Genomic DNA, 25,549 nt, shown 5'->3' on the forward strand with positions numbered 1-25,549 from the left:
AGTTCTCACAGTGCCAAGCACGTTTGCTTGGTTACCTTTACCTTTATCCTACGAACGGTATTCGCGGCATCGGGTGGGAGATACTCCGCTTGTGACCCACAAACCTTGAAAAGGCGTCATGGGCGGTAGTGGCTTTGAGGATAGCAGCTTCTACTCTTTCCACCAAATTGCAACTCGCTTAGCTGTCCTTGCAATGGGCAGCTGGTTTAATAATGCCCTTCTTTACCCCTCTATCAACGATGCCCACCATTTCATGGGCGAGGTACTTTACCGCTGGCTCAGCTTTGGCATAATCCTCGCCATCGGTAACCACAGATAACGCGACACCGACGCGCTTTCCGGTAACCTCATGAACACCAAATTGGCGGTAGGTGTACTCATTTTCGTCCTCGTCCAAGCCCCAGCCACTTTTGGCGCGGGTTCGCTTCTCTTTCGACAGGCCAATTTTCTGCCAGGACACAATGTCTTTGAGTACCTTGTGGACGTAGTCCGCCTCCTCGATGCAAGGCAATTCAGCACCGAAGACTGCTTGGTCTTTCAATGACCACGTGGAGTAGCCGAAGGCGGTGTTATGGATATCCGCGTGCGATCCATAGTCTTCGAGCAATTCCTCTACGGCCTTATCGGCGGAGCCTTCGTGCCATTGCACCTGGGACCACAAGGAGTAGGCGGCATCGTTATCGGATTCCTTGATTGCCAAGTCAACCAGGCTTTTATCCGCGCCGTCTTTCAGCGCCGCGATAGCGATTGGCACCTTAATGGTGGACCAGACAGGACCCTTGCCCTTATCGCCCACAGCAATGGCGTCATCGCCGGCTGAAATAGCGACCCCAACCTTGGCGTGGTACTTCCTTGCGGTCTTGTCCACTGCACGGTCAAGCTGTGTGCGCACTGAGTCCGGGTTGGGTGCCGGAGAGGCCGTCGCGGGTGCTGAGGCCTTCTCAGTCTCAGGATCGCTAGAGCAGGCACTCACCGTAAACAGAGTGAGCGCTGCCAGCAGGCTGACGCCGAGACTGTAACTATTCACTGTGTCCCTACTTCAACATTTCCTTTAGGTACCTTCCGGTATAGGAGCCTTCCACCTGCGCAACATCTTCCGGGGTGCCTTGGGCGACTACGGTGCCACCGCCGGCGCCGCCTTCCGGCCCCATATCCACGATCCAGTCCGCAGCCTTGATGACATCGAGGTTGTGCTCGATGACAAGCACCGAATTGCCCTTGTCTACGAGGCCTTGGATAACCAACATCAACTTGCGAATGTCCTCAAAGTGCAGACCAGTGGTCGGCTCGTCCAAGATGTAGATGGTCCTACCGTTGGTGCGCTTTTGCAGCTCCGAGGCGAGCTTAACGCGTTGCGCCTCACCGCCCGAAAGCGTAGTAGCGGCTTGGCCGAGGCGAACGTAGCCCAAACCGACGTCGACAAGCGTGGCAAGGTAGCGGTGAATCGAGTTGATGGGCTCGAAGAAGTCCGCTGCCTCAGATATTGGCATGTCGAGTACCTCGGCGATGTTCTTGCCCTTGTAGTGCACCTCCAAGGTCTCGCGGTTATAGCGAGCGCCCTCACACACCTCACACGGAACATACACGTCCGGCAGGAAGTTCATCTCGATCTTGATGGTGCCATCGCCTTGGCATGCCTCGCAGCGCCCACCCTTGACATTGAAGGAGAAGCGGCCGGCCTTGTAGCCGCGGACCTTGGCCTCTTGGGTTTCGGCAAAAAGGTTTCGGATCTTGTCAAAGACGCCCGTGTAGGTTGCTGGGTTGGAACGCGGGGTACGGCCAATCGGGCTCTGGTCTACCTGGACCAGCTTATCTAGGTGCTCCACACCCTCGACGCGCTGGGCACGGCCGGGGACCTGGCGGGCACGGTTGAGCTTATTGGCCAAAGTCTTGGCCAAAATCTCATTGACCACGGTGGATTTACCCGAGCCGGAAACGCCGGTAATGCACGCCAGCACTCCCAGCGGGATTTCGACGTTTATTCCCTTGAGGTTATTCTCGCGCGCACCCACGACTTTCAGGGTGCGGTCCTTGTCGATCTCACGGCGGTGATCCGGGACTGCGAGCACCTTCTTGCCAGATAGATACTGGCCAGTCAGGGACTCCTCTACCTTTTCAATTCCCGCCGGTTCGCCTTGGTAGACCACCTCGCCACCATATTCACCGGCACGCGGGCCCACATCTACGAGCCAATCGGACTCCCGAATGGTGTCTTCATCATGCTCGACCACAATGAGGGTATTGCCAATATCGCGCAAACGCTGCAGCGTCTTAATTAGCCGGTGGTTATCGCGTTGGTGCAAACCAATGGAAGGTTCATCGAGCACATAAAGTACACCGGCCAAACCGGAACCAATCTGCGTAGCCAAACGGATGCGTTGTGCCTCGCCGCCCGAAAGCGTGGATGCGCCGCGATCCAGGGTCAGGTAATTCAGACCGACGTCCAGAAGGAAGCGCAACCGAGCCTGGGTTTCCTTGAGTACCGCACCGGCAATGATTTCCTCGCGGTGTCCCAGCACCAAAGAGTCCAGGAATTCAGAGGCATCCTCAATCGAAAGCGCACACAGTCCCGCAATGGACTGCTCACCATGAGTAGTAGAAGCCAAGCGGACAGCCAAGATCTCCGGCTTCAAGCGCGTGCCTTTACAGGTGCTGCACGGCACGCGGCGGGTGTACTGCAGCAGGCGGTCTTTTTGGGACTGAGAATCGGTCGTTTCCAGCTTGCGGTGAATGAAACCGGTCGCGCCCTCAAACGGCGCGGTCCAATTGCGCTGGCGCCCGTAGCGGTTCTTGTACCGAACCTGCACCTCCTCGTCCGTGCCATAGATGAGCGCGTGGCGCTGCTCCTTGGTCAATTCGTTCACTGGCGTCTTAGGGTCAAACCCCATTGTCTTACCCAGTCCCTCCACTAGCTTGACAAAGTAGCGGGAGTTGGGAGAGGAGTGCCACGGCTGAATCGCATCAACCGCCGGGGCCTCTGGATCCGGAATAAGCAGGTCAACATCGACTTCCAGCTTGGTACCTAAACCGTCACACACCGGGCAAGAACCAAACGGGGCATTGAAAGAAAAAGCACGGGGCTCATACTCTTCGATGGTCAGCGTATGGCCATTCGGGCAGGCGGCCTTCTCCGAGTACGTGTGGGTGAGCTCCTCCCTATCCACGAACTCGATGGTGACTAGGCCATCCGCCAAGCGCAGGGCCGTTTCCACCGAATCCGTTAAACGTTGCTTCTGCGAGGCCTTTACCTGCAAGCGATCAACCACTACTTCAATATTGTGCTTGATCTGCTTCTTTAGCTTGGGAGGATCGCTGAGCTGATGGGTCTCTCCATCCACTCGCACGCGGGAATAACCCTGAGCCGACAGGTCTTGGAAAAGATCCACAAACTCGCCCTTGCGCTTGCGCACTACCGGTGCAAGCACCTGGAATTTCAGCTTTTCTTCCAGATCCAGCACCGCATCCACAATCTGCTGCGGTGTTTGGCGCTCAATCACCGCATCGCATTTTGGGCAGTGCGGGGTACCAGCACGGGAAAATAGCAAGCGCAGATAGTCGTAGATCTCCGTGATCGTGCCCACCGTAGAACGTGGATTATGGTTGGTGGATTTTTGATCAATGGACACCGCGGGTGACAGGCCATCAATAAATTCCACGTTCGGCTTGTCCATCTGCCCTAAGAACATGCGGGCATAAGAACTCAAGGATTCCACGTAGCGTCGCTGACCTTCAGCGAAGATGGTGTCAAAGGCCAGCGAAGATTTACCGGAGCCGGATAGACCGGTAAAAACAACCATTTTATCGCGGGGGATATCAATATCCACGCCCTTGAGGTTGTGCTCGCGGGCACCGCGCACCACCAAACGATCAGCCACTGTGCTCAGACCTCCAGTACTAGGGATTGCAATCTCCCCTCGAATGTACCCGTAGGCTAGGAAACATGACTAACGAGCTTCAGCTACATCAGATTTCCGTGTCCGAGATGGACAATAACTGCTACCTCCTACAGGCGGGCGAAGAGGGCTTGCTTGTCGACGCCGCCGATGACGCCCCCGCAATCCTCGACATGGCCCGCAAAGCCGGAGTGAAAATTACCGCAGTTCTCACGACGCACCGCCACTGGGATCACGTGCGCGCACTCGAGGAGATTTTGTCCGAAACGGGTGCCACTCACTACGCCTCCTTCCTGGATTCCCCCGCCATCCCGGCTGAGGTAGACGTGGAGCTGCGCGAGGGCGATTCCATCGAGTTCGCGGGTCTTCAGCTGCCAGTCATCATCTTGCGCGGCCACACCCCCGGCGGGGCAGCTCTGGTTGCAAGCATCGATGGCGTCACCAACCTCTTTGTAGGCGATTCCCTCTTCCCCGGCGGCCTGGGCAAGACCACCTCTGAGGGTGACTTCGTACGCCTTTATAAGGACGTTACGGCGCGCATCTTTGATGAGTTCCCCGACAATACGATCGTGCGCCCAGGACACGGCAAGTCCACGACCTTGGGCGAGGAGCGCCCCAAGCTTGGTGACTGGTGGGAACGCCGCTGGTGATCCAGTGGCTAATTTCCGCGTACAATGGTCTAGCACACGATAGGTCTAGAACAACGAGCTAAGGAGCTTTAAGGACTATGATTCGCAAGCTTGCCCGCCCCATGCTGGCATCCGTATTTGTATGGGAAGGCGTAGACAACCTGCGCAACGCGTCCGAGCACGTGAAGGAAACCGAGGGTTTCCTCAAGACCGTGCGCAAGGCCGTTCCTTCTGAGTACCAGGGCTACATCCCCAATGACCCAGAACTAGTTACCCGCGCCATTGGCGGCGCTAAGGTAGGCGCCGGCTCCACCTTGGCTCTGGGCAAGGCACCGCGCACTTCCGCTGCGGTACTGGCGGCCGCTACCCTGCCCAACCTGATTGGCAAGAACAACTTCTGGGCTGCAGACAACAAGGAAGACAAGGAATCCCGCCGCAACGGATTCGTTACCAACACCGCTTTGCTCGGCGCCCTGTTTATCGCTACCCAGGACACCGAGGGCAAGCCTTCCCTGCGTTGGCGCGCGCAGAAGGCCGGCAAGCGCACGAACAAAAAGATTCAGCAGGCGCTGCCTACTAAGTCTGAATCCGAGCAGAAGCGCGAAGAGCTCTCTGCCCGTGCTAACGAGCTGTCTTCCAAGGCCGGCGACTGGATCAACGAGACCTCTGCCAAGGCACAGGCTTACGTAGACGACAACAAGGATGACTGGCAGTCCACCGGCCGTGGTCTGCTAGATACCGCAAAGTCCTATGTTGACGATGCCAAGACCTACGTAGAGGACAACAAGGACGATTGGCAGGAGTCTGGCCGCGACTTGCTGGGCAACGCCAAGTCCTTCATTGAGGACTCGGTCGACAACGCCAAGACTTATGTTGATGACAATAAGGGTGACTGGCTCGAGGCCGCGCAAGCTAATCGCGACATCGCCCGTACCCGTGCGGTGAAGGCAGCTACCAAGGCTCAGGCACGTGCCGATAAGGCCGTCGCCAAGCTGGATGGCGCAAAGTCCAAGCGCGCAAACAAGAAGGCCTCCAAGCACGCTGACAAGCTACAGCAGGAGGCAAATAAGAAGATTGAGGCAGCTATCAAGAAGCTGGAAAAGCGCTCTAAGTAGCCACATCTTCCTCGGCCGACTATCTCGGCGATGACTCAACGGCCCAGCCTTATGCTGGGCCGTTGTTCTTTGTCACAGCAGAGTCTAAACTCATCTCTCCCCCTCGCCGGACAGCGTGCCCGGCACCTTCCACCCCATCAACGTCCAATCACCAAGGAGTCACGTGAACTCAGCATCCAATAAGCACGCGGCGGCCGAAGGTTCCTCGGAGCGCGAAGCCATCGCTACGGAGCAAGATTATGTGGACGGCCTATTCTCCCGCCTCGACGATGAGGTGGCCGCGGCAAATGAACGGCTTAATGAGGTGCAGGCGGACGTAGATCCTTCCACCCCGGACGCGGATGCCTTGGTGCGCCGCGAAACGGAATACCACGGGCTTCAAGCCAAGCTGGATCGTCTCAATGTGGCCCAAATGGGTTTGGTCTTTGGCCGCATCGACATCGATGCCCCAGGTGACAATCCCACCTCGGAAGGCCTAGATCGCCGCTACATCGGCCGCATGGGACTCGATGCGCGTGAAGATGACTATCGCACGCTCCTTCTAGATTGGCGTGCCCCCATGGCACGGCCCTTCTATCTCGCTACCACCGCCCAACCAGAAGGCGTACACACCCGCCGCCAAATCCGGACCAAAGGACGCACCGTCACCGGCATTCATGATGAGGTTCTGTCTGGCCCTGGCGTGCGTGAAGAAGAGACCGGCGTAGCGAGCGAATCCGCTCTCTATCACGCTATGCAGCGAGCCCGCACGGGCCACATGGCCTCCATTGTGGAGACTATTCAGCGGGAGCAGGACGAGATTATCCGCGATAACACCCGCGGCGTGATGGTGGTAGAAGGCGGCCCCGGTACCGGTAAAACCGCAGTTGCGCTGCATCGCGTTGCTTATCTGCTCTATACCCACCGCGAGCTACTTTCTGCCACGGGCGTACTCATCGTTGGCCCCAATAGCAGCTTCTTGGACTATATTTCGCGCGTGCTCCCCGAACTGGGTGAGACCGGCGTGGTGCTCTCAACCATTGGCGGGCTCTTCCCTGGAATTGAACCAAGCCACGAGGAAGACCTCGTAGCTCGGGAAATCAAGGGTAGCGACGCCATGGTGGAGATCCTCTCCACCGCGGTCAAGGACTACCAGCTGCTTCCCGACGCCCCCCGTGAGCTAGCAGTCGACGGCCTTACCCTAAGCGTCACGCCAAACATGGTGAAAAGCGCCCGCACACGTGCCCGGCGCTCGCGAAAGCCACACAATGAGGCGCGTGGTGCCTTCATTGAGCACCTCGTAGAAGACCTAGCCCAGCAGATGGCAGACACGGTAGGTGCCGATCCGCTTGGCGGAAAGAATCTTCTTTCGCGCGCCGATATCGATCAATTCCACGATGACCTTGCTGAGGACGCGGCCGTCACTGCCTTGATCGATGAGTTTTGGCCCGAACTACACCCCACAGATGTACTTGCTGCACTAGTCTCCTCGCGCGAGCGCATCGCTTATGCCGCGCACGGATATGACGAAGAAACCCAAGAAGCGCTCTACCGGGCAGATGGACGAGCATGGACGGATTCGGATGCGGCCTTGTTAGACGAGCTTGCCGTCCTCATCGGCCTGCCCAACCCTGAAGAAAAGAAGGCAGCCGATGATGCCGCGTGGCGTGAGCAAGTGGCTGATGCGGAAGACGCATTGGATATCTTGTCCTCCTCCGAGTCCACAGATAATGATGATGACATGTTTGAAGCAGAAATCCTCTCTGCCCACGATGTCATCGACGCCGAGACCCTAGCGCACCGCCAGGAGGTACGCGATAAACGCACCACTGCCCAACGCGCCCGCGAAGACCATACGTGGGCTTATGGTCACATCATCGTGGACGAGGCCCAGGAATTAACACCTATGGAGTGGCGAATGCTCTTCCGCCGCTGCCCTTCCCGGTGGATGACTTTGGTGGGTGATACCTCCCAGACTGGTTCCCCAGCAGGTGTTGATGACTGGGGCGAGACTCTCGAGCCTTTTGTGGCTCAACGCTTTCGTCACCATTTTCTTACCGTCAACTATCGCACCCCGCAGCCCATCACGGATTTGGCCAATGGACTATTGGAAATGATTAACCCTGACGCCATTCCGGCGACAGCCATCCGTGATGGAGTGCAGGTCCGCCGGTTTGAGCACGGCACCTGCACCCCTGGAGTACACAGCGAAGAGGACGGCAGGCTCACCGCGGTTATTGACGCCGCTACGGCGGAGCACTACAAGGGCCTCGAGTTTGACCACGTGGTCGTGCTCGATCCGCAGCGCATCGTGGACGCCTCCCCACAGGGATTGCAGAACCTCTATGTCTGCATCACTCGTGCCACTCAATCGCTCACGCTCGTCGGTGACTGCGGCGAAGTTCTTTAGGCTCCCGTAAGCTTCATGCTATGGCCTTATCTGACATCATGCGCAAAGCTGAAAGCTCGCTAAATTCCTTTACCTTGAAACGCTCCCAACGGGGTGGGTGGCAGCCCCTGATTGTGGGATATACAGGTTATGGCACCACCGAACAGGTGAGAGTCTTCGGCCGCGTACTCATGCACGATCCTGATGAAGGCAAAAGGGATACATGGGGCAAGCGCGGCTACCAGCAGTTTCTCACCATTCAAGTAGAACACCACGACGTTTCGGTAACTATTGGGGAAAAGACTGTCACCGGCACCACCGATCGAAACGGATACATTGACTTACTAGTCCATGACCACGGATTAGAGCCCGGGTGGCATACGGCAACAATCGAGGCCGCAAACGCGAATGCCGTGGAGGCCCAACTACTTATCGTTGATCCGGCGGCCAAGATCGGCATTGTTAGCGATATCGATGACACGGTGCTTGTCACGTGGCTGCCGCGTGCGCTCACCGCGGCGTGGAATTCCTGGGCCAAGCGCCCTAGCAAGCGACAGGCCGTTCCCGGAATGGCCGAATTCTATGCTCAACTACAACAGCGCTTCCCCCAAGCCCCAGTATTTTATCTATCTACGGGCGCTTGGAATACTTTTGGCTCGCTCAAGAAATTCCTGTCTCACCATGGTTTCCCCGCGGGTCCCATGCTGCTGACGGACTGGGGCCCAACGGAGACGGGACTTTTCCGCAGCGGTCAGGAGCACAAGCGTGTTCAGCTGCGCAATCTGCTCATTGCCTACCCGGATATGCAATGGATTCTCATTGGCGATGACGGACAACATGATCCATTGACCTACGGCGATGTGGCTAATGAGCATCCGGACCGGATTCACTCTGTGCTCATCCGCAATCTGAGCCCGCAGGAGCAGTTGCTCTCCCACGGCTCGCTGAGCCCTTTGGCCGCTGCCAATGAGGAGGGCGACTTCTCTATCCCCTTGATTCAGGGCGCGAACGGTAACGCCATCGCCGCCGCATTCAACGCCGCACACCCTAAGGACTAAGCTGCGCTTAACGACGAAACCCGCCTTGGTCTTTCCAGAACAAGACCAAGGCGGGTTTTAATCACCGCTTTTAGCTGACGGTGTGAACGATCATTACATCGCAGTCAGACTGGCGAGCAACGTCTGCTGGCACGGAGCCCAGCAGACGACCGGTCAGGGAGTTGATGCCGCGGTTGCCCACGATAAGCAGGTCAGCATGGTTGTCGTTGACGATGGACATCAGGGCCTGCACTGGGGTGCCCGGGCGAACAGCGGTTTCGACCTTGGAAGCGCCGAACTTCTCAGCGTGTAGCTTAGCCTCCTTGAGGTTTTCCCCCGCCTTCTCATCGCCCAAAATGGTTACGGAATCCTGACGCAGGGTCTTGGAAGCCTGCTCCTGGTTTTCGTAGTAAGCACAACCGATAATCAGATTGGAATCGAAAGCAGCGGCGATCTTAGCTGCTCGCTCTACAGCGAGGAGAGAAGACTTAGAACCGTCAGTACCGACAACGATCGAGTTGTAGTCGCTCATGATGACCTTTCTTTGTGGGTGTGTACCCAGAGTGTTTATTTAGCCTACAGAGGCATTACTGCCAGTGTAACAACGAAAAAGGATTAACGTTTCTCGCTGGTATTAACTACGACGACGTCCACCTTTGACTTGTGGGTTAGTTCCGTTGGGACAGAACCGAAGACTCGACCACGAACGGAATTCACGCCGCGGTTTCCCACCACGAACAGGTCCACGTCATAGTCCTGGCCTACTTCCAACAAGGCTTTTACTGGGTCTCCAGATTTCCCTACGATCTCAATGTGTTCCGCACCCTCCGACTCGGCGATACGGGTGGCATTGGTCAGGTAGGTACCGGCCATGTCCTCACTTACAACGGGCAGACCGGCTTCGTCGCCCCTCGGAGCACCAAGCATGGATCCAGCGTGGTTATAAAAAGCTGAGATAATAATCAGCTTAGCGTCGTACGCCCGTGCCATGGACGCCGCAGCGCGGACTGCGCGCAGGGAGGTTTCAGAGCCATCGGTGCCGACGGCAATGTTTTTATAAGTAAGCATTATTCTCCTTGCAGTTGAACTATTTCGCAGTGACAACTAAACGGCGCTTCTGGCACTTATCCAGTATAACTAGCGCAGCCTTTTAGAAAAGTACCCTCGGAGCCAATCATCACTTTCAGGGGGAGAAAACTAAATTCCCGCTTCCTTCAATCCACGCAATTCCTTCTTTAGATCAGCAATCTCATCGCGCAGACGACCAGCCAGTTCAAATTTAAGCTCGCGCGCGGCGGCACCCATTTGGGCCGAGAGATCGTCGATAAGCGCCTGCACCTCATCGGTAGCCATGCTGGAAATATCCCGCTTCTCCACCACTGTAGAGGGATCAGAGTTAGACTCTTCGTCCCCGCCGTCTTCATAGACTTGGTCAAGGATGTCGGCAATCTTCTTCCGCAAAGGCTGCGGGTCAATGCCGTGTTCCTTGTTATAGGCTATTTGCTTTTCGCGGCGTCGCTCCGTCTCCTCGATTGCCTCTTGCATCGAATCGGTGATTTTATCGGCATACATAATCACCTCGCCAGAGACGTTACGGGCAGCACGGCCAATGGTCTGGATGAGCGAGGTGGTAGAGCGCAAGAAGCCTTCCTTGTCCGCATCCAAGATGGCAACGAGCGATACCTCGGGGAGGTCAAGGCCCTCACGCAGGAGGTTAATGCCCACCAGCACATCAAACTCGCCGAGGCGCAATTGCCGCAAAAGCTCGACGCGCTGCAAGGTATCGATATCCGAGTGCAAGTAGCGCACCTTAATGCCTTGCTCCAACAAGTAATCGGTGAGGTCTTCTGCCATGCGTTTAGTCAGCGTGGTCACCAGGACTCGCTCTTGCTGCGAAATGCGGGTGCGTACCTCATCGATGAGATCATCAATCTGGCCCTTCGTAGGTTTGACGGTAACCTTCGGATCCACCAGACCAGTTGGGCGAATCACCTGCTCCACGTACTCACCGTCCGAGGACGTAAGTTCAAAGTCGCCAGGGGTGGCGGACATGTAGACGGTTTGTCCCACGCGTTGTTCAAACTCATCGAAGGTCAGCGGGCGGTTATCCACCGCGGAGGGCAGACGGAAGCCGAATTCCACCAGATTGCGCTTGCGGGACATATCGCCCTCGAACATGCCGCCAATCTGTGGGACCGTGACGTGAGACTCGTCAATAATGGTGAGAAAATCCTCGGGAAAGTAATCCAGCAGCGTAGCCGGCGCGGAACCGGCTGGACGGCCATCGACGTGGCGGGAGTAGTTCTCGATGCCGGAGCAAAAACCTACCTGCTCGATCATTTCTAGATCGTATTCGGTGCGCATGCGAAGTCGTTGTGCCTCCAGCAGTTTGCCGCGGTTTTCTAGATCGTCCAGGCGCTCGGCCAATTCCTCTTTGATGGCAGCTACGGCCTTTTCCATGCGTTCAGGTCCGGCCACGTAGTGGGTCGCGGGAAAGATGCGCACCTCATCTACTTCCTCGATGACATCGCCAGTGACGGGATGAATGTAGTAGAGAGAATCAATATCATCGCCGAAGAATTCAATGCGCACCGCACGTTCCTCATACGCCGGAATGATATCGACCGTGTCGCCCTTGGCGCGGAAGGTGCCGCGGGTAAATCCTACGTCGTTGCGTTCGTATTGGATATCCACCAACAAACGGAGGAAGCGGTCCCGGTCTAGCTCCTCGTCCACGGAAATAATGACCGAGCGATCCAAATAGGACTGCGGTGTACCCAAGCCATAGATGCAGGACACCGAGGACACAACCACCACGTCCCGGCGGGACAGCAGCGCCGAGGTGGCCGAGTGGCGCAGGCGCTCTACATCCTCGTTGATAGACGAATCCTTCTCAATATAGGTATCCGTCTGCGCAATATAAGCCTCTGGCTGGTAATAGTCATAATAAGAAACGAAGTACTCCACCGCGTTATGCGGCAAAAGTTGGCGCAGCTCGTTCGCTAGCTGCGCTGCCAGGGTCTTATTTGGTGCCATCACCAGCGTGGGTCGCTGCTGTTTTTCGATCAACCATGCAGCTGTGGCGGACTTACCTGTACCGGTAGCACCCATGAGTACTACATCGCGCTCATCGCGGTTGAGGCGCTCATTGAGCTCTGCAATAGCAGCGGGCTGGTCGCCGGCCGGTTCGTATTCAGAGACAACCTGAAACTCACCTGGGGTGCGCTCGACCTCGCTGACGACGCGGTGCTCGGAATTTGGAATAAGAGGATGTTCAGCAGCAAAAGCCATGCCCACTACTCTACTGCTTATATGGCGCGGCTAGCTATGTTCACGGCAAGGAGTCCTGCGCGGTGCGCAGCCACTCTTCCAGCTCGCCGGTGGTCTCCCACAGCGCATAGACAGAAGACGTCTCTGGGCGCATTGCACTATTAATGCGGCGACGCAACCATGCTTTAGACTGCGGTGTATACAGGGGTGCAAGATCCTCGCGGTGAATGCCTTCCGGCAGTGCATCAGCCTTCAGCTTTAACAGAGCGCCCAGCGCGATCATGGTTTCCGCGTCATCGGAGTCTAAGGGCTCCTCGGCACATGACTTCTGAAAGGCTGTGAGATCGAAAGAACCATCACGCAGGCTAGCGAGCAGTTCTCGCGCAGCGTGATTATCAAAAGGTCCAGTATCCCACGTTCCCACGGCGAGTAGCTTAAGACGCGGAAGTTAACACAACTTCTAAACTGCGTAAACTCTAACCGCCCAACGGTTAAAGTTTGGGTGACTCCGCATCTAAGAGTCCGCTTCTATGCGGTCCATGACCTCGGCCGCTCGCGCGCGCAACTGCTCCAACGTGCCATTGTTGTCAATGACGTGCGTAGCCGCGGCCAATCGCACCTCATCAGGTACCTGCGCTGCAATGCGACGGCGCGCGTCTTCCTCTTCCAACCCGCGTGAAGCTACGAGGCGACGGACGCGCTCTTCTACCGCCACGTCCACCACGATGACGTAGTCCATGTCTTTGTCTAAGCCGTTATCTACCAAAAGCGGCATATCGTAAACCGCAAAATCATAGCCATCTTCACGTGCCGCCGCGAATTGGCGCTGCGTTTCCGCTTGGATGCGTGGATGGGTAATGGAATTCAACAACTCGGTGTGTTCCTTGTCCGCAAAGGCTCGCCGGGCCAATTCCTTGCGGTTAAGGCTGCCATCTGCCAGCAAAATATCTTCTCCAAATGCTGACGCCAGCTCCGCTAACGCAGGCCGCCCGGGCTTGACGACGTCGCGCGCGATGCCATCGGCATCGACCACTTCCCATCCGCGTTCGCGGCAGATCCTCGCGACTGTTGACTTGCCACTGCCAATACCACCTGTAAGCCCAATGAGTTTCATGGCAGCCACCCTACGCGAAAAGGAACCCCACCATACGCGATGATGTGGGATTCCTCTGTCGCTATAGGTGTCAGCGATCCCTTATTCCGCTGCTTCCTCTGGCTTCGGTGGAATGCGGAGCAAATCATCATTCAGGGTAACCTGGCCGGCTTCGCCGGAGACCGCGCCGAACTTAGTGGCGTTAGTGACCACAACTGGAGTAATCAAGTTATAGCCCTTGGAACGAATGAATTCCGGGTCAAAGCTAATCAACTTGTCACCTGCGGATATGCGTTGCTTCTTTTCCACGTGCACATCGAAGCCCTCGCCTCCCAGCTCAACGGTATCGAGACCTACGTGAATGAGCAGCTGCACGCCATTGTCGAGGCTTAGGCCTACCGCATGGCCGGACTTTTGAACGGTGAGCACCTTGCCGTCAGCAGGCGCATAGACGGTATTGCCAGTTGGCTGGACAGCCATGCCAGGCCCCAGCTTTGCGCCTGCGAAGATAGGATCCGGAACCTCCGAAAGATCTACTGCCTCGCCTTCCAGAGGGGAATCCAGCACGATGTCGTCCTTGCCAGCCTGCTTGGCGGCAACACCAGTAGCAGCAGCGCCCGCAGCGCTGGCAGCAACTGCGCCACCCGCATTCGAGGACTCTTCCTTCCCAGCATTGGTGGGCTTAAACTCCGAACGAGCAGCTACGTCCTCCACAGATTCGCCCTGTTCGCGAGCGATGCGCTCCAAGTCTTCCTGCTTTTCCTCTGCAGTGCGGTAGCCGAAGAACAAGGTCAGGAAGAAAGAGGTAAGGAACGCAGCCGCGATACCAAGTACGTAACCCAGCTGCGGGGTCATAGCGCCAGTGGTCAACGCAGAGGTAAAGACGAAGGCCTCAGCGCGGACATCGAAGAGACCGATGATGGCGCCGCCTATCGCACAACCTGGCAGCAACCGGTAGTAGCTGCGGCGGAATCGCAACAAGATACCGTAGAGGGAAGGCTCCGACACGCCACCGAGCATGCCCGCAGCGAAGGCACCGATAGAAACCTGGCGCATGGCATTGTTCTTCTCCCTGAAGGAGATAACCATGACCGCGCCTACGACGCCGAAGCAAGCGAAGTTCCATGCGCCCATCGGGCCCTGAATGAAGTCGTAGCCGTAGGTTGCGATGTTCTGAATCATGATGACGTTCAGCGGCCAGTGCAAGCCCATCGGAACGAGGAACGGGTACAGCAGCGGAATAACGATAGCCAGGATGAACGGCGAGAAATCATTGATCTGGTACAGGATCCAGGAAATGCCGTTGCCCACGCCAATGCCGAACGGGCCGAGTAAGAAGGCCGTTGCCGGAATCATAATGAGCAGAGAGAAGAACGGCACGAAGACCATATGAACCGCGCTAGGAATAATCTTCTTTAGCCCCTTTTCCACCCAGTACAGGCCGATTGCGGCCAAAATGGGCGGGAAAACCTGGGAGCCATAAGAGTTAATAACCAGCGGCAGGCCAAATACGTTGACCGTATCGCCTTGCTCACCCAGCGACATAAATTCAGGAGTCAGCAGAGCTGCGGGAATAGCCGCGGAGACCCACATATTCGCACCCAACTTTTGGGCCGCGGTCGCACCGACCATCACCGGCAAGAAGTAGAAGACCGACTGGTACATGGCGTGAGCCAAGCGGAAGCCTTCCGGCTGCTCCTCCAGCGGAGCGCGGAAATCCTGAATGTGCACGGTGTCTGCCAGGATCAGCAACATGATGATGAGTGAGGCACCAAGCAACGCCCACAAAACAGGGCGGAAGGTATCAGAAAGGAACTCGAAGCAGTAATCCACCCAGTCGTACTTACCGCGAACCCCGTCATATTCCTTCTTGGAGGACGCCTCTTTGTCGCTGGAGGCATGCACACCGGGCTGTTTGATGATCTCGTTGTAGTAGTCAGCAACGCCGCCGCCCATGACTACCTGGTAGCCGTGAGCGCCCTGCGGCACGGTGCCAAGCACCGCTGGATCGCTATCGAGCTTTTCTTGATCAACTCTCCCCGCATCAGCAAGTTGAAAGCGCAAGCGCGTCGCACAGTGCGTCAGCGACGTGATGTTGTCGGCGCCGCCAATACTTTCAACGATGTGGGCGGAAGTGTCCTTGATAGATGCCACTTCTTACTCCTCAATTCGATACCACTTATAACCAGTACTGCACTGGCTATAACGTCACCTTTGAGTATAAGAGGATTCCCACATGAACAAAAGCCCGTTTTGTGGACTTGCCAGGAAGTTTTTCTATTTGTCTTTACTTCGTCGCTGGTCAACCGCCTAGAGGCAGTAAACAATCTGGCAAACGTTTGCACAAATTGTCTATAAGATCACAAAAGCCGCGCCCATCCCATCTAGGTGATGAAGTGGGCGCGGCGCTGAGCAAAGCCCTAAAGCTTAGCGGAAACTAAGCGGAAGCTTTAGTTGCCAGCCAGCTTGTCGCGCAGTGCAGCGAGCTGTTCGTCGGAAGCCAGGGAGCCGCCAACCTCTGCCTGAGTCTCGGATGCCGGAGCTGCATCGGAGGAATCAGAGGAGTAGTTGGAGGACTCTGCAGACTCAGCAGCCTCAGCGGCTGCGGCGCGGTTGCGCTCGATCTGAGCGGTGTGCAGGTTGAAGCGACGCTCGGACTCTGCGTAGCGTGCCTCCCAAGCCTGACGCTGCTCGTCGAAGCCTTCCTTCCACTCGTTGGTCTCAGGGTCGAAGCCCTCAGGGAAGACGTAGTTGCCCTGCTCGTCGTAGGAGTCAGCCATGCCGTACTTGGACGGATCGAACTCTTCGGTGTAGTCCTCGTCTGCCTGCTTAACGGACAGGGAGATACGACGACGCTCGAGATCGATGTCGATGACCTTGACCATAACTTCCTGGCCAACGGTGACAACCTGGTCCGGAACCTCGACGTGGCGCTGAGCCAGCTCGGAGATGTGAACGAGGCCCTCGATGCCCTCCTCGACGCGAACGAAGGCGCCGAACGGAACGAGCTTGGTCACCTTGCCCGGAACGATCTGGCCCACAGCGTGGGTGCGGGCGAATACGCGCCACGGATCTTCCTGGGTAGCCTTCAGGGACAGGGAAACGCGCTCGCGGTCCAGATCGACGTCCAGAACCTCAACGGTTACCTCGTCACCAACAGTGACAACCTCAGATGGGTGGTCAATGTGCTTCCAAGACAGCTCGGAAACGTGAACCAGGCCGTCGACACCGCCGAGATCGACGAAGGCGCCGAAGTTGACGATGGAGGAAACAACGCCCTTGCGGACCTGGCCCTTCTGCAGCTGGTGCAGGAACTCGGAGCGAACCTCGGACTGGGTCTGCTCGAGGTATGCACGGCGGGAGAGGACAACGTTGTTGCGCTGCTTGTCCAGCTCGATGATCTTAGCTTCCAGCTCCTGGCCGATGTACGGCTCCAGGTCACGGACGCGACGCATCTCAACGAGGGATGCAGGCAGGAAGCCACGCAGGCCGATATCCAGGATGAGGCCGCCCTTGACAACCTCGATAACGGTACCGGTAACAGGCTCTTCCTTGGCCTGCAGCTCCTCGATGGCGCCCCATGCACGCTCGTACTGCGCACGCTTCTTGGACAGGATCAGACGACCTTCCTTGTCCTCCTTGGTGAGAACAAGTGCGTCAACCTCATCGCCGACCTCAACAACCTCGTCCGGGTTGACGTCGTGCTTGATGGACAGCTCGCGGGAAGGGATAACACCTTCGGTCTTGTATCCGATGTCCAGCAGTACCTCGTCGTGGTCAACCTTGACGACAGTACCCTCGACAATGTCACCATCGTTGAAGTACTTGATGGTGGCGTCTACAGCTGCGAGGAAGTCCTCTGCGGTTCCGATATCGTTAATCGCAACCTGCGGGGTGTTAGAAGATGGCATATTTAAAAATGCTCCGAATAAATGTAGGAAATCGAAATTGGACAACTGCGCGTCTCTCGAAAAAAGCTTGCTAAGCTGCGCAAATGCAGCTAAAAAGAGAAATAATCGATCCCGCCTCGTGATTGCTTAAAGCCTTCCTACAGGGGCTTAGAACAACCCGCGGCATAGACACGCCCGTTTAACACTACATCTGTCCAGCTAAAAGGGCAAATACACGGACCAACTACTTCGCAAAGGAATTTCTTCCACCGTGACTTCCCCCTCGCACGCAAACCAGGCCTACTGGGATAGCGACGCCGCCAACTACCACGCCGAGCACCCCGACTACCTATCTTCCTTTTACTGGTGCCCAGAAATGCTCCACGAAGAGCAAGCCCACTTGCTAGGCGACGTCTCGGCTTCCTCCGTCCTCGAAATTGGCTGCGGCTCCGCCCCATGTACCCACTGGCTCCAGACACGCGCGCACTTCGCCACCGGTTTCGATATTTCCCGCGGCATGCTCAACCATGCTGCACCCGGACTCCCCTTAACGCAGGCCGATGCACTGTCGCTCCCCTACGCCACGGACTCTTTCGACGCCGCATTTTCAGCGTTCGGAGCCTTTCCCTTCCTTGCCAACCTTGACTTAGCCTTAAGTGAAGTCTCCCGCGTTCTTAAACCATCCGGTCGCTTTGTCCTTTCGGCCAACCACCCAATGCGGTCGATATTCCCTGATGACCCCACCGATCTGACAGCCGATATCAGTTATTTCGATCGTGCTTACCTGGAGCAAGACCGCGATGGCAACCTCACCTATGCGGAGTTCCATCGCACCATCGCCGACTGGTTTCAGGCTTTACAGGGTGAAGGTCCGTACCTCATCGAGCGCATCATCGAGTCCGAATGGCCTAAGGATCTCACCACTACGTGGGGCCAATGGTCGCCGGAGCGCGGCGAGATATTCCCGGGCACGATCATTTTCGTCTGCCGGAATTGCCGCTAACCTATGGGCATGATTCTGGATCGAATTGGCCTACTCCTGCGTCGCGGCCTCGCCTGGTGGATCGACGCTTTCTTGGCAGCGGCCGTTATCGTTGTGGCGCGCTGGGCAATCAATGCACTTGCCGAAGCCCCCTTAACCGGCCAAGCCCTCGAAGTTTACAATGCCATAGCCCTCGCCCTAGTCTTTTATGCCTACCGCGTATGGGCGGAGGCCACCAAGGCGACGTCGCTGGGTAAGTGGTCGCTCAAGTTGGAGATCATCGCTACCCACCCCGGATGGCGCGCAGCCTGCCTGCGCAATTCTTGGCTGCTACTCTCCCTGCTCACGCTGACAGGATTGCCGTTCATCATGCCGCTATTGCTAGGCGTTTTGAGCGCCTGTGTCCTCGCCTTCGGCCAGACTCCCTTCGATATGCTGGCCAATTGCCTAGTGGAGCGCCGACCTCAGATGGACACGCCTTCTTTTCGCGGCCAGAGGTAATAAGCAAGTGCGAAAATAACCAACGCAGCAAACATCCACGCGGACGGAAAGAGGAACGCTAGTGCCGTAGCTACAACCATCACCGCAGCGGCCGTAAGTCTCCTGATTTTCGAGTTAGGCGCCACACGGGCGAAAGTCATGGCGCCCACAAAATACCCCACCGCAATCATTCCGTACCCGATGGCATAGGCCTTATGCTCTGCAAGGAACTGTTCGAGGCCGAGGTCAGCTATATCGATGGCAAGAAAGTTTACTTGAATGGCCCAGAGGGTTTCAAAGAAGCGGAGTGTCCACTTATTCGTCTTGTCTTCTAATGTCACTGCTCGGCAATTCCCTTCTTGGCTTTTCGGCTTACACTCATAACTTTTTCTGCGCAGAAGAGGCTCCCTAAAAACTTAGTTCGCATCCCGCCATAACTTCTGAACCTTCCTCACTGCATAGTCGGGCATGCCCAAGTCTTCAATAGCTTGTTTATTCCAGGTTCCGCGGACCTGTCCATCCACAACGATGGCGCGGCGAAATACCCCGCGGTTTCCAGGAACGAGTACCTCGTGGACTTCGTTAGTCATCGCAAATAGACGGTCTTGATAACCCAAGATGTACTCGTCAAAAGCTCCTAGTAGAAAGATTGATTGCTTCTTTCGTGCTTCGGCCATTTCCACTACCTCAGCCGAGACAAGTTCCTGGGATTCTTCCCCACACCGCACGATATCCGGGGGAAGGTTTTCAGCTGCTGGCCTTATTAGGCTTTGCGGTAGCTTTGTCCACCAAGCAAAGTCTTGCAGAGTTGCTGGACCGTGAGTGCGAAAGTACCGAGCCATTAGCTCCGCGGTCCCCGCAACTTTATCACCATTGAAGGTCTCCTCTAGCCCCGGCAAATCCACCGGTGTAATGAGCTGATCGGCTCCAGAATAGACGGCGTGACCGCTTTCCATTGCTACACGCACAACGTGCCAGAAAGGCACCTCGGGCAACGTTGTAGCAGCCCGTTCTTTGAGCTCGGCGCGCGAAAGTGGACGATCAATTAGCTTGTTCACCTCCGGTCGTAGCTCAACATCGCCCTTGCGGCCCTTTGCACAAAGTTCTGTTATCCAGCCTATGTCCTTGATAGAAGCCGCGAAGAGGGTATTGCGCATGGGATAGCCACGCACAATATTTCCGGCATCTGAGTGGTCTTCCGCCCGCAAGGCCAGCGACCGGTGCACAGAATGCAGGTCTTGGCCTTGCATGACGCCGAAGGAACGGACTACTTCCTCAGCACTCTCCCACCGCTGAACGCTTAGGCCTTGCGAGGCGAGCCTAAGGCGCGCCTTTTCTCGGCGGGAGAAAATAACCGAGCTAGTGGGCTGCGGCATCCCAATCCTTACCTGCACCAGCCGAGACCTCTAGAGGCACGTTGAGCTCGATGGCAGAGTCCATCTCTCGCTCGAGAATCTCTCGAACCGTGTCGGCCTCACCGGGGGCGACTTCGACTACCAATTCATCGTGCACCTGTAGCAGCACGCGAGACTTCATTCCTTGCAGTGCGCGGTCCACACGAATCATCGCCACCTTAATGATGTCCGCGGCAGTGCCCTGAATCGGTGCATTAAGCGCTGCGCGTTCTGCGTTCTCGCGTGCTAGGCGGTTATCGGAGTTGAGCTCTGGCAAGTAGCGGCGACGGCCAAAGAGCGTTGCCGTGTACCCGTCCTTGCGGGCTTGGACCACGACTTCATCGAGGTACTTCTTCACGCCGCCAAAGCGCTCAAAGTAGCTTTCCATGATGGACTTTGCCTCCCCCGCTGGAATGCCCAATTGCTGGGATAGGCCGAAAGCGGAAAGTCCGTATACCAACCCATAAGACATGGCCTTAACCCGGCGGCGCAGCTCGGGTGTCACTTGGTCAACGGGCACATCGAAGACTCGAGAGCCAACATAGTTGTGTAGGTCTTCGCCGTCCTTATAGGCCTCGATGAGGCCCGGGTCAGCGGAGAGGTGCGCCATGACACGCATCTCAATCTGCGAGTAGTCCGCGGTCATAAGTTCTTCGTAGCGCTCGCCTACGACAAACGCGGAGCGAATCTGTCGGCCAGCTTCGGTGCGCACCGGAATATTCTGCAGATTTGGCTCGGTGGAAGACAGGCGGCCAGTCGATGTCACCGTCTGATTAAACGTGGTGTGGATGCGCCCATCCGGCTGCACGGTTTTGATTAGACCTTCGAGGGTGGTCTTCATCTTCTGGTACTCACGGTGAGCCAAGAGGTGGTCTAAGAACGGGTGGGGATTCTTAGCCGCGAGTTGTTCAATCTCCTTGGCCGCGGTGGAATAGCCCGTCTTCGTCTTCTTGGTCTTGGGCAGCTCAAAGGTCTCGAAAAGTACAGTTTGTAGTTGCTTGGGCGAGTTAAGGTTGAGTTTGTCATCGCCGGCAAGCTCGCGGGCAGCACGCTCTTGCTCGGCAACTTGCTCTACAAAGGCATCCTTTTGCGTTTCGAGAATGTCAACGTCAACGGCGATTCCGGTAGCCTCCATGCGCGCCAGGATGGTTACCAGCGGCAACTCGAGGTCGGCATAGAGCTCAAAAGAGTCAATCTCCTGCAGCTCTGCGGTGAGCCTTTCTGCAAGCTCCATGATTGCCGCGGCCTGGTCCACTAGGGAGGAATCATCCAGCAGGGACAGCTGCTCCGTGGCGGCACCGAGGGTCTTTTGGAGGTGGCGCTGGTAGACGTCGGCAAGCGCGTAAGTGCGCTGACCTGGTCGAAGCAGGTAGGCGGCAAGGGCTGTGTCATGGGCGATGCCAGCCAGCTCAATGCCGCGGCCGGCGAGCATATGGAAGGCCGCCTTTGCCTCGTGGAAATACTTCGGCGTATCAGACGCTAACCACTGAGCCAGGGCCTTATCGTCCTCGGCAGAAATATCGCCCAGCTCCACTTGCAGGCCGTGGCGGTCTTGGTCCACGAAAGCAATCGCCGAAGCGTCGCCCTGTCCCGGGGTTCCCTCGCCTTGGACATACACCGCGACATGCTCTCGGCCGGGCAGCCACTGGGACAAAGGCTCGTCATCGATGACCGTCTCTAGCTCTTGGAGCTCCTCGGACTGCTCCGCTGCCTCAGCACCATCATTGGGAATGGCAGCCAGTACGCGATCGCGCAGACTGGTACCAAACTCGAGGTCGTCGAACTTAGCGGCTACATCGGCGACCTTGGCTTCCTTAAAGGCCAAGTCATCGGGGCCGACCTCTAGGTCCATGTCCGTGATCATCTGGGTGAGCTTGCGGTTCATCTGCACCTGTTCAATGCGCTCGCGGAAGTTATTGCCTACCACGCCCTTAATTTCCTCCGCGTGCTCTACCAAGGATGCCAAGTCCCCATACTTGACTATCCACTTGGTGGCGGTCTTCTCACCTACCTTTGGGATGCCCGGCAAATTATCGGAAGGATCGCCACGTAACGCGGCAAAGTCTGGGTACTGCGCGGGGGTGAGACCGTACTTCTCTTCTACCGCGGAAGGGGTAAAGCGGTGGAGGGTGGATACGCCCTTCATGGGATAGAGCACCGTCGTGGACTCATTAACTAACTGCAGGTAGTCACGGTCGCCGGTAACGATGAGAGTCTCATAGTCCTGTGCCTCGGTTGCGAGAGTAGCCAGAATGTCATCGGCCTCGAAGTTCTCACGAGAGAGGGTGGTAATGCCCAGTACCTCGAGCACCTCGCGAATGAGGTCTACCTGACCCTTGAACTCCTCCGGCGCGGCCTCGCGCTGGGCCTTATAGTCCGGGAACATCTCAGTGCGGAAGGTCTTGCGCCCCACGTCGAATGCCACCGCAATGGCGTCGGGAGTCTCTTCCGCCACGATATTAGAGAGCATCGATAAGAAGCCATACACGGCATTAGTGTGCTGACCTCCTGAGGTGGAGAAATTATCCACCGGCAGGGCATAGAAGGCACGAAAGGCCATAGAGTGGCCGTCAATGAGCAGAAGTCGAGGCTGATTAGTAGTCACCTGCCCCATCCTAGAGAAGCACGCCAACATTCGAACACCCCGGTGCAGATTTTGTGGATGACGTGGGCATTCCCCCGCTGACACTACCCAATTAGGAATTCGCCTAGTGCCTGCGCTACTATTTTCACAGTCAAAGGCAGCCAGCCTTTACACTGTGCGCCCCTGTAGCCCAATTGGCAGAGGCAACGGATTCAAAACCCGTCCAGTGTGAGTTCGAGTCTCACCAGGGGCACGACTAGAAAAGACCTCGGTTTCCACTAAGTCAGGAAACCGAGGTCTTTGCTTTAGCCCAGTTCAGGCAGCGTTGGCAGGTGGTACTTGCGCAGCGCTGCGTTGATCTGCGGGATGGAAGCCTTCAGCTGCGGTAATGCTAGACCAATGAGTCCGGCCACGCCTGCGATGCCGAGGATTGCTCCGAAGATGGCGGGCTTGGAGCTCGCGCCGCTGCTCGATGCGGAGCTCCCCGTGGCAGGTTGCGTGGTATCGGCCGGCTTGCCGGAATCATGCGCACGGGCGGTAAGCCATTCCTCCTTGCCCAGAACTCCTTGGGTCAGTCGGGTTTCACCAATCCAGCCGTACCAGGGGTCCTGCGGGCGCTGATTATCAAAGCCACCGCCCATGACCCACTGCAGGTCGCGCGGGAGAAGACCGTCGGCGCCTACCGCGTTGCGTAAGATAGGCGCGCCGTTGATGAACATCTCCACGCTATCGCGCTGCGGATCGTTGACCACGGCGATGTGCATCCACTCGTCCTTGGGCACCTCGTGGGACCATACGGTAGAACCGCTTCCCTGCTTCGGCTCCGCCCACCAGCGCAGCTCGCGGAGGTTGGAGATGCCAAACATGACGGTAGGGTCCGTGTCATCAGAGCCGTCGACCAATTTATTAATGGCAGAGTCGCGGCTCAGCGCGCTTCCCCAGCCATGCTGTGCGCCATTGAAGTCTTTAGGAATCTTGACGAAGGATTCGAAGGTGTACCCCTTGGTGGTATCCACATTATTTGCAGGCGCGTCCTTGTCGGTGCGGAACTCGGCATTGCCTACCTTGCCCGCTGGGTCGGACCAGAAGAGGGAGCCGGAATCAGAGGACAGCGGGTGGTGGTCAGAGCTATAGGTCACTCGATCGCCTAGCATGGCGCCAGAGCGATGCAGGTCGCTGCCGGAATCGCTGGCAATATCGGGGATGGTGGTGCCACGGCCGGCAGGGGCGCCGTCGGCAAGCGCATGGCCGTCCTTGTCCTGGGCCTGGCCCGGGCGCCAGTGGAATACTGTGTGATCATTCTTGGCAAAGTCATCCGCACCCTTGGGAAGCTCGTCTTCCGCAATGGTATAGGGCCTAAAGCCTTCAGCGGCGATGTCACGTGCACGCTGCGCTAGGTCCGGCTGGTGGCCCTCGCCCACGGTGAAATCCGGGGAAAAGGAAGAAAAGCGCTGCTCAAAGTCGAACGGAATGGCGTAGCTATCGCCCTTATCATCTAGGGTGAGCTTGTCGAACTGCGTCAGCTCCTCGTGCGGCTTCTGCGCCACCCACGGAGAGAGCGCGGTCATTTCCAATTGCTTGCTGGAAAGATCAAACTCAAGCACGCCCAGCAGACCGTTGCCGCCCTGGTAGGCCATCTGATAGTCCTGCAAGATGGAGACGACGTCATGGCCGGCATCGTTTTTATCCACGCGGTAGCCCGCACCATGGTGGTGGCCGCCCATCACCAGGAAAATCTGGTCGTTGCGCTTGATAAACTTATCCCACATGCCCTTGCCGTAGTCATCGGAGTAGAAGACGTTACCCTGGCCATCGATATTGAGGGCTTCGTGCGTCGTGACGATGACGGGGAGGTTGGGGTGCTTATCGATGATGCCTTGCGCCCACGCAAGGGCCTTATCGTCGGCGCGCCAGCCCAGCGCAAGGTTGAGGTACTTCTGGCCCTCGGCTTCAAAGATGTGAGCCTCCGAGTCATTATTGACGGCCGTGTAGCGCTCTTGGAAGGTCTCCGGATTAGCGGCCTTGGCACGATCGGCACTAAACCACTTGTCATAAGGGTGAGCCGACGCACCCTCCACGTCCATGTCGTGATTGCCGGGCAGGATGGAGTAGTTCAGATCCGAATCGTCGAGGACCTGCATGGCCTTATCAGCCACCTGCCATTCGCCCTCCACGTTCCACTGGTCTACAACGTCACCCAGATGGGTGACAAAGTCCATATTCAGATCGTCTTGGTGCTCCACCAACCATTGGGTTTGGGCCAAGTAGGGTTCACTTCCATAACGAGCTTGGGCCAAGTTGCCGGTCTCCGGAGTGGAATAGCGCGAATAGAACTGGGTATCCGGTAAGACGCCGATGCTAAAGCGAGAGCCCTTACTTGGCGATGCCCCCTCGGCCCCAACCTCCGCAGCGCTTGCTGCCGGTATAACAATGAGGTTTCCCACCACTGCGGTTGCAGTTAACGCAGGCAGGACGAAACGATTTTTCATAGAGAGTCCTTTATGACTGGAAAGGAATGCTTGCACAGGGGAAATGGCGGGAATACGCGAGGGATTCTAGGGGGTGAATCTTTCAGCTAGTTGAAGCCCGCGTAAACATCAGACTGAATAATGGGAAACTTATGGTTTCTACCGAAGAAAGCATTTTCCCGTGTGAGATCCGTATATCCTGCCCCAAACTGCATAGTTGCATTGGGGTGCATTAAACTGACAGAATATTCGTGAATACGGTTTTACCTTTACGGTTAGGGAGAAGATCCTCCCCTACCGCGGGAGGTAGATCACCGCCCTCTAATGAAAGATATGCATTACGCTT

The 25,549-nt window shown here is 56.8% G+C and carries 19 protein-coding genes and 1 tRNA gene; 7 read left to right on the plus strand and 13 right to left on the minus strand.

Features of this window, described 5'->3' with window-relative positions:
* Positions 1–178: 178 nt before the first annotated feature.
* A complete protein-coding gene (locus LG376_RS10040) occupies positions 179–1,027 on the minus strand; it encodes a hypothetical protein (protein ID WP_225747008.1) in 849 nt (282 codons plus the stop codon).
* 7 nt (positions 1,028–1,034) lie between these two features.
* On the minus strand, positions 1,035–3,875 hold the full coding sequence (gene uvrA, locus LG376_RS10045; RefSeq protein WP_225747009.1) for an excinuclease ABC subunit UvrA: 2,841 nt from the start codon (positions 3,873–3,875) through the stop codon (positions 1,035–1,037).
* 65 nt (positions 3,876–3,940) lie between these two features.
* Between uvrA and LG376_RS10050 the strand changes: the two genes are divergently transcribed.
* From LG376_RS10050 to LG376_RS10065, 4 genes are all read left to right on the plus strand, one after another.
* Positions 3,941–4,543 carry an MBL fold metallo-hydrolase gene (locus tag LG376_RS10050; RefSeq protein ID WP_225747010.1) on the plus strand — a complete coding sequence of 201 codons (603 nt, stop codon included), beginning with the start codon at positions 3,941–3,943 and terminating at the stop codon, positions 4,541–4,543.
* Between the two features lie 77 nt (positions 4,544–4,620).
* Positions 4,621–5,637 carry a DoxX family protein gene (locus tag LG376_RS10055; protein WP_198492979.1) on the plus strand — a complete coding sequence of 339 codons (1,017 nt, stop codon included), beginning with the start codon at positions 4,621–4,623 and terminating at the stop codon, positions 5,635–5,637.
* Positions 5,638–5,800: 163 nt separating this feature from the next.
* Complete coding sequence (locus tag LG376_RS10060; protein ID WP_225747011.1) at positions 5,801–8,026, plus strand: UvrD-helicase domain-containing protein; 2,226 nt, start codon at positions 5,801–5,803, stop codon at positions 8,024–8,026.
* Between the two features lie 20 nt (positions 8,027–8,046).
* On the plus strand, positions 8,047–9,063 hold the full coding sequence (locus LG376_RS10065) for an App1 family protein (protein WP_198492977.1): 1,017 nt from the start codon (positions 8,047–8,049) through the stop codon (positions 9,061–9,063).
* 70 nt (positions 9,064–9,133) lie between these two features.
* Here LG376_RS10065 and LG376_RS10070 read toward each other — a convergent pair whose 3' ends face one another.
* From LG376_RS10070 to rpsA, 7 genes are all read right to left on the minus strand, one after another.
* Entirely contained in the window at positions 9,134–9,574 is a 441-nt protein-coding gene (locus LG376_RS10070) for a universal stress protein (RefSeq protein ID WP_225747012.1), read from the minus strand.
* 83 nt (positions 9,575–9,657) lie between these two features.
* Positions 9,658–10,110, minus strand: a complete 453-nt coding sequence (locus tag LG376_RS10075) for a universal stress protein (protein WP_005323274.1) — start codon at positions 10,108–10,110, stop codon at positions 9,658–9,660.
* A 129-nt stretch (positions 10,111–10,239) separates the two neighbouring features.
* Entirely contained in the window at positions 10,240–12,333 is a 2,094-nt protein-coding gene (gene uvrB, locus LG376_RS10080; protein ID WP_198492974.1) for an excinuclease ABC subunit UvrB, read from the minus strand.
* 40 nt (positions 12,334–12,373) lie between these two features.
* Positions 12,374–12,736, minus strand: a complete 363-nt coding sequence (locus tag LG376_RS10085) for a DUF4259 domain-containing protein (RefSeq protein WP_198492973.1) — start codon at positions 12,734–12,736, stop codon at positions 12,374–12,376.
* 90 nt (positions 12,737–12,826) lie between these two features.
* Positions 12,827–13,426, minus strand: a complete 600-nt coding sequence (gene coaE, locus LG376_RS10090; protein WP_198492972.1) for a dephospho-CoA kinase — start codon at positions 13,424–13,426, stop codon at positions 12,827–12,829.
* 81 nt (positions 13,427–13,507) lie between these two features.
* Entirely contained in the window at positions 13,508–15,559 is a 2,052-nt protein-coding gene (locus LG376_RS10095; protein WP_225747013.1) for a glucose PTS transporter subunit IIA, read from the minus strand.
* Positions 15,560–15,855: 296 nt separating this feature from the next.
* A complete protein-coding gene (gene rpsA, locus LG376_RS10100) occupies positions 15,856–17,316 on the minus strand; it encodes a 30S ribosomal protein S1 (protein WP_023021654.1) in 1,461 nt (486 codons plus the stop codon).
* Positions 17,317–17,566: 250 nt separating this feature from the next.
* Here rpsA and LG376_RS10105 point away from each other — a divergent pair, with 250 nt between their 5' ends.
* Both LG376_RS10105 and LG376_RS10110 read left to right on the plus strand, forming a co-directional pair.
* Positions 17,567–18,298 carry a class I SAM-dependent methyltransferase gene (locus LG376_RS10105; protein ID WP_225747014.1) on the plus strand — a complete coding sequence of 244 codons (732 nt, stop codon included), beginning with the start codon at positions 17,567–17,569 and terminating at the stop codon, positions 18,296–18,298.
* 9 nt (positions 18,299–18,307) lie between these two features.
* A complete protein-coding gene (locus LG376_RS10110) occupies positions 18,308–18,778 on the plus strand; it encodes an RDD family protein (RefSeq protein ID WP_225747015.1) in 471 nt (156 codons plus the stop codon).
* Here LG376_RS10110 and LG376_RS10115 read toward each other — a convergent pair.
* The 3 genes from LG376_RS10115 to polA all read right to left on the minus strand — a co-directional run bounded on the left by LG376_RS10115 (position 18,742) and on the right by polA (position 22,786).
* Complete coding sequence (locus LG376_RS10115; protein ID WP_225747016.1) at positions 18,742–19,098, minus strand: hypothetical protein; 357 nt, start codon at positions 19,096–19,098, stop codon at positions 18,742–18,744. The two genes, LG376_RS10110 and LG376_RS10115, sit on opposite strands and share 37 nt — an antisense overlap.
* A gap of 75 nt (positions 19,099–19,173) precedes the next feature.
* A complete protein-coding gene (locus tag LG376_RS10120; RefSeq protein WP_225747017.1) occupies positions 19,174–20,133 on the minus strand; it encodes a DNA glycosylase AlkZ-like family protein in 960 nt (319 codons plus the stop codon).
* The gene (gene polA / locus LG376_RS10125; RefSeq protein ID WP_370633386.1) at positions 20,117–22,786 is read right to left on the minus strand and encodes a DNA polymerase I; all 2,670 of its coding nucleotides are present in this window, start codon (positions 22,784–22,786) and stop codon (positions 20,117–20,119) included. The genes LG376_RS10120 and polA overlap by 17 nt, the downstream gene beginning before the upstream one ends.
* Before the next feature lie 128 nt (positions 22,787–22,914).
* Between polA and LG376_RS10130 the strand changes: the two genes are divergently transcribed.
* A tRNA-Leu gene (locus tag LG376_RS10130) sits at positions 22,915–22,988 on the plus strand.
* A gap of 52 nt (positions 22,989–23,040) precedes the next feature.
* On the opposite strand, the gene LG376_RS10135 is transcribed toward LG376_RS10130, so the two are convergent.
* A complete protein-coding gene (locus LG376_RS10135) occupies positions 23,041–25,224 on the minus strand; it encodes a LamG-like jellyroll fold domain-containing protein (RefSeq protein WP_225747019.1) in 2,184 nt (727 codons plus the stop codon).
* Between the last annotated feature and the right edge of the window lie 325 nt (positions 25,225–25,549).

It is taken from the genome of Corynebacterium sp. Marseille-P4611 (genome assembly GCF_916618765.1).
Lineage (GTDB): Bacteria > Actinomycetota > Actinomycetes > Mycobacteriales > Mycobacteriaceae > Corynebacterium > Corynebacterium marquesiae.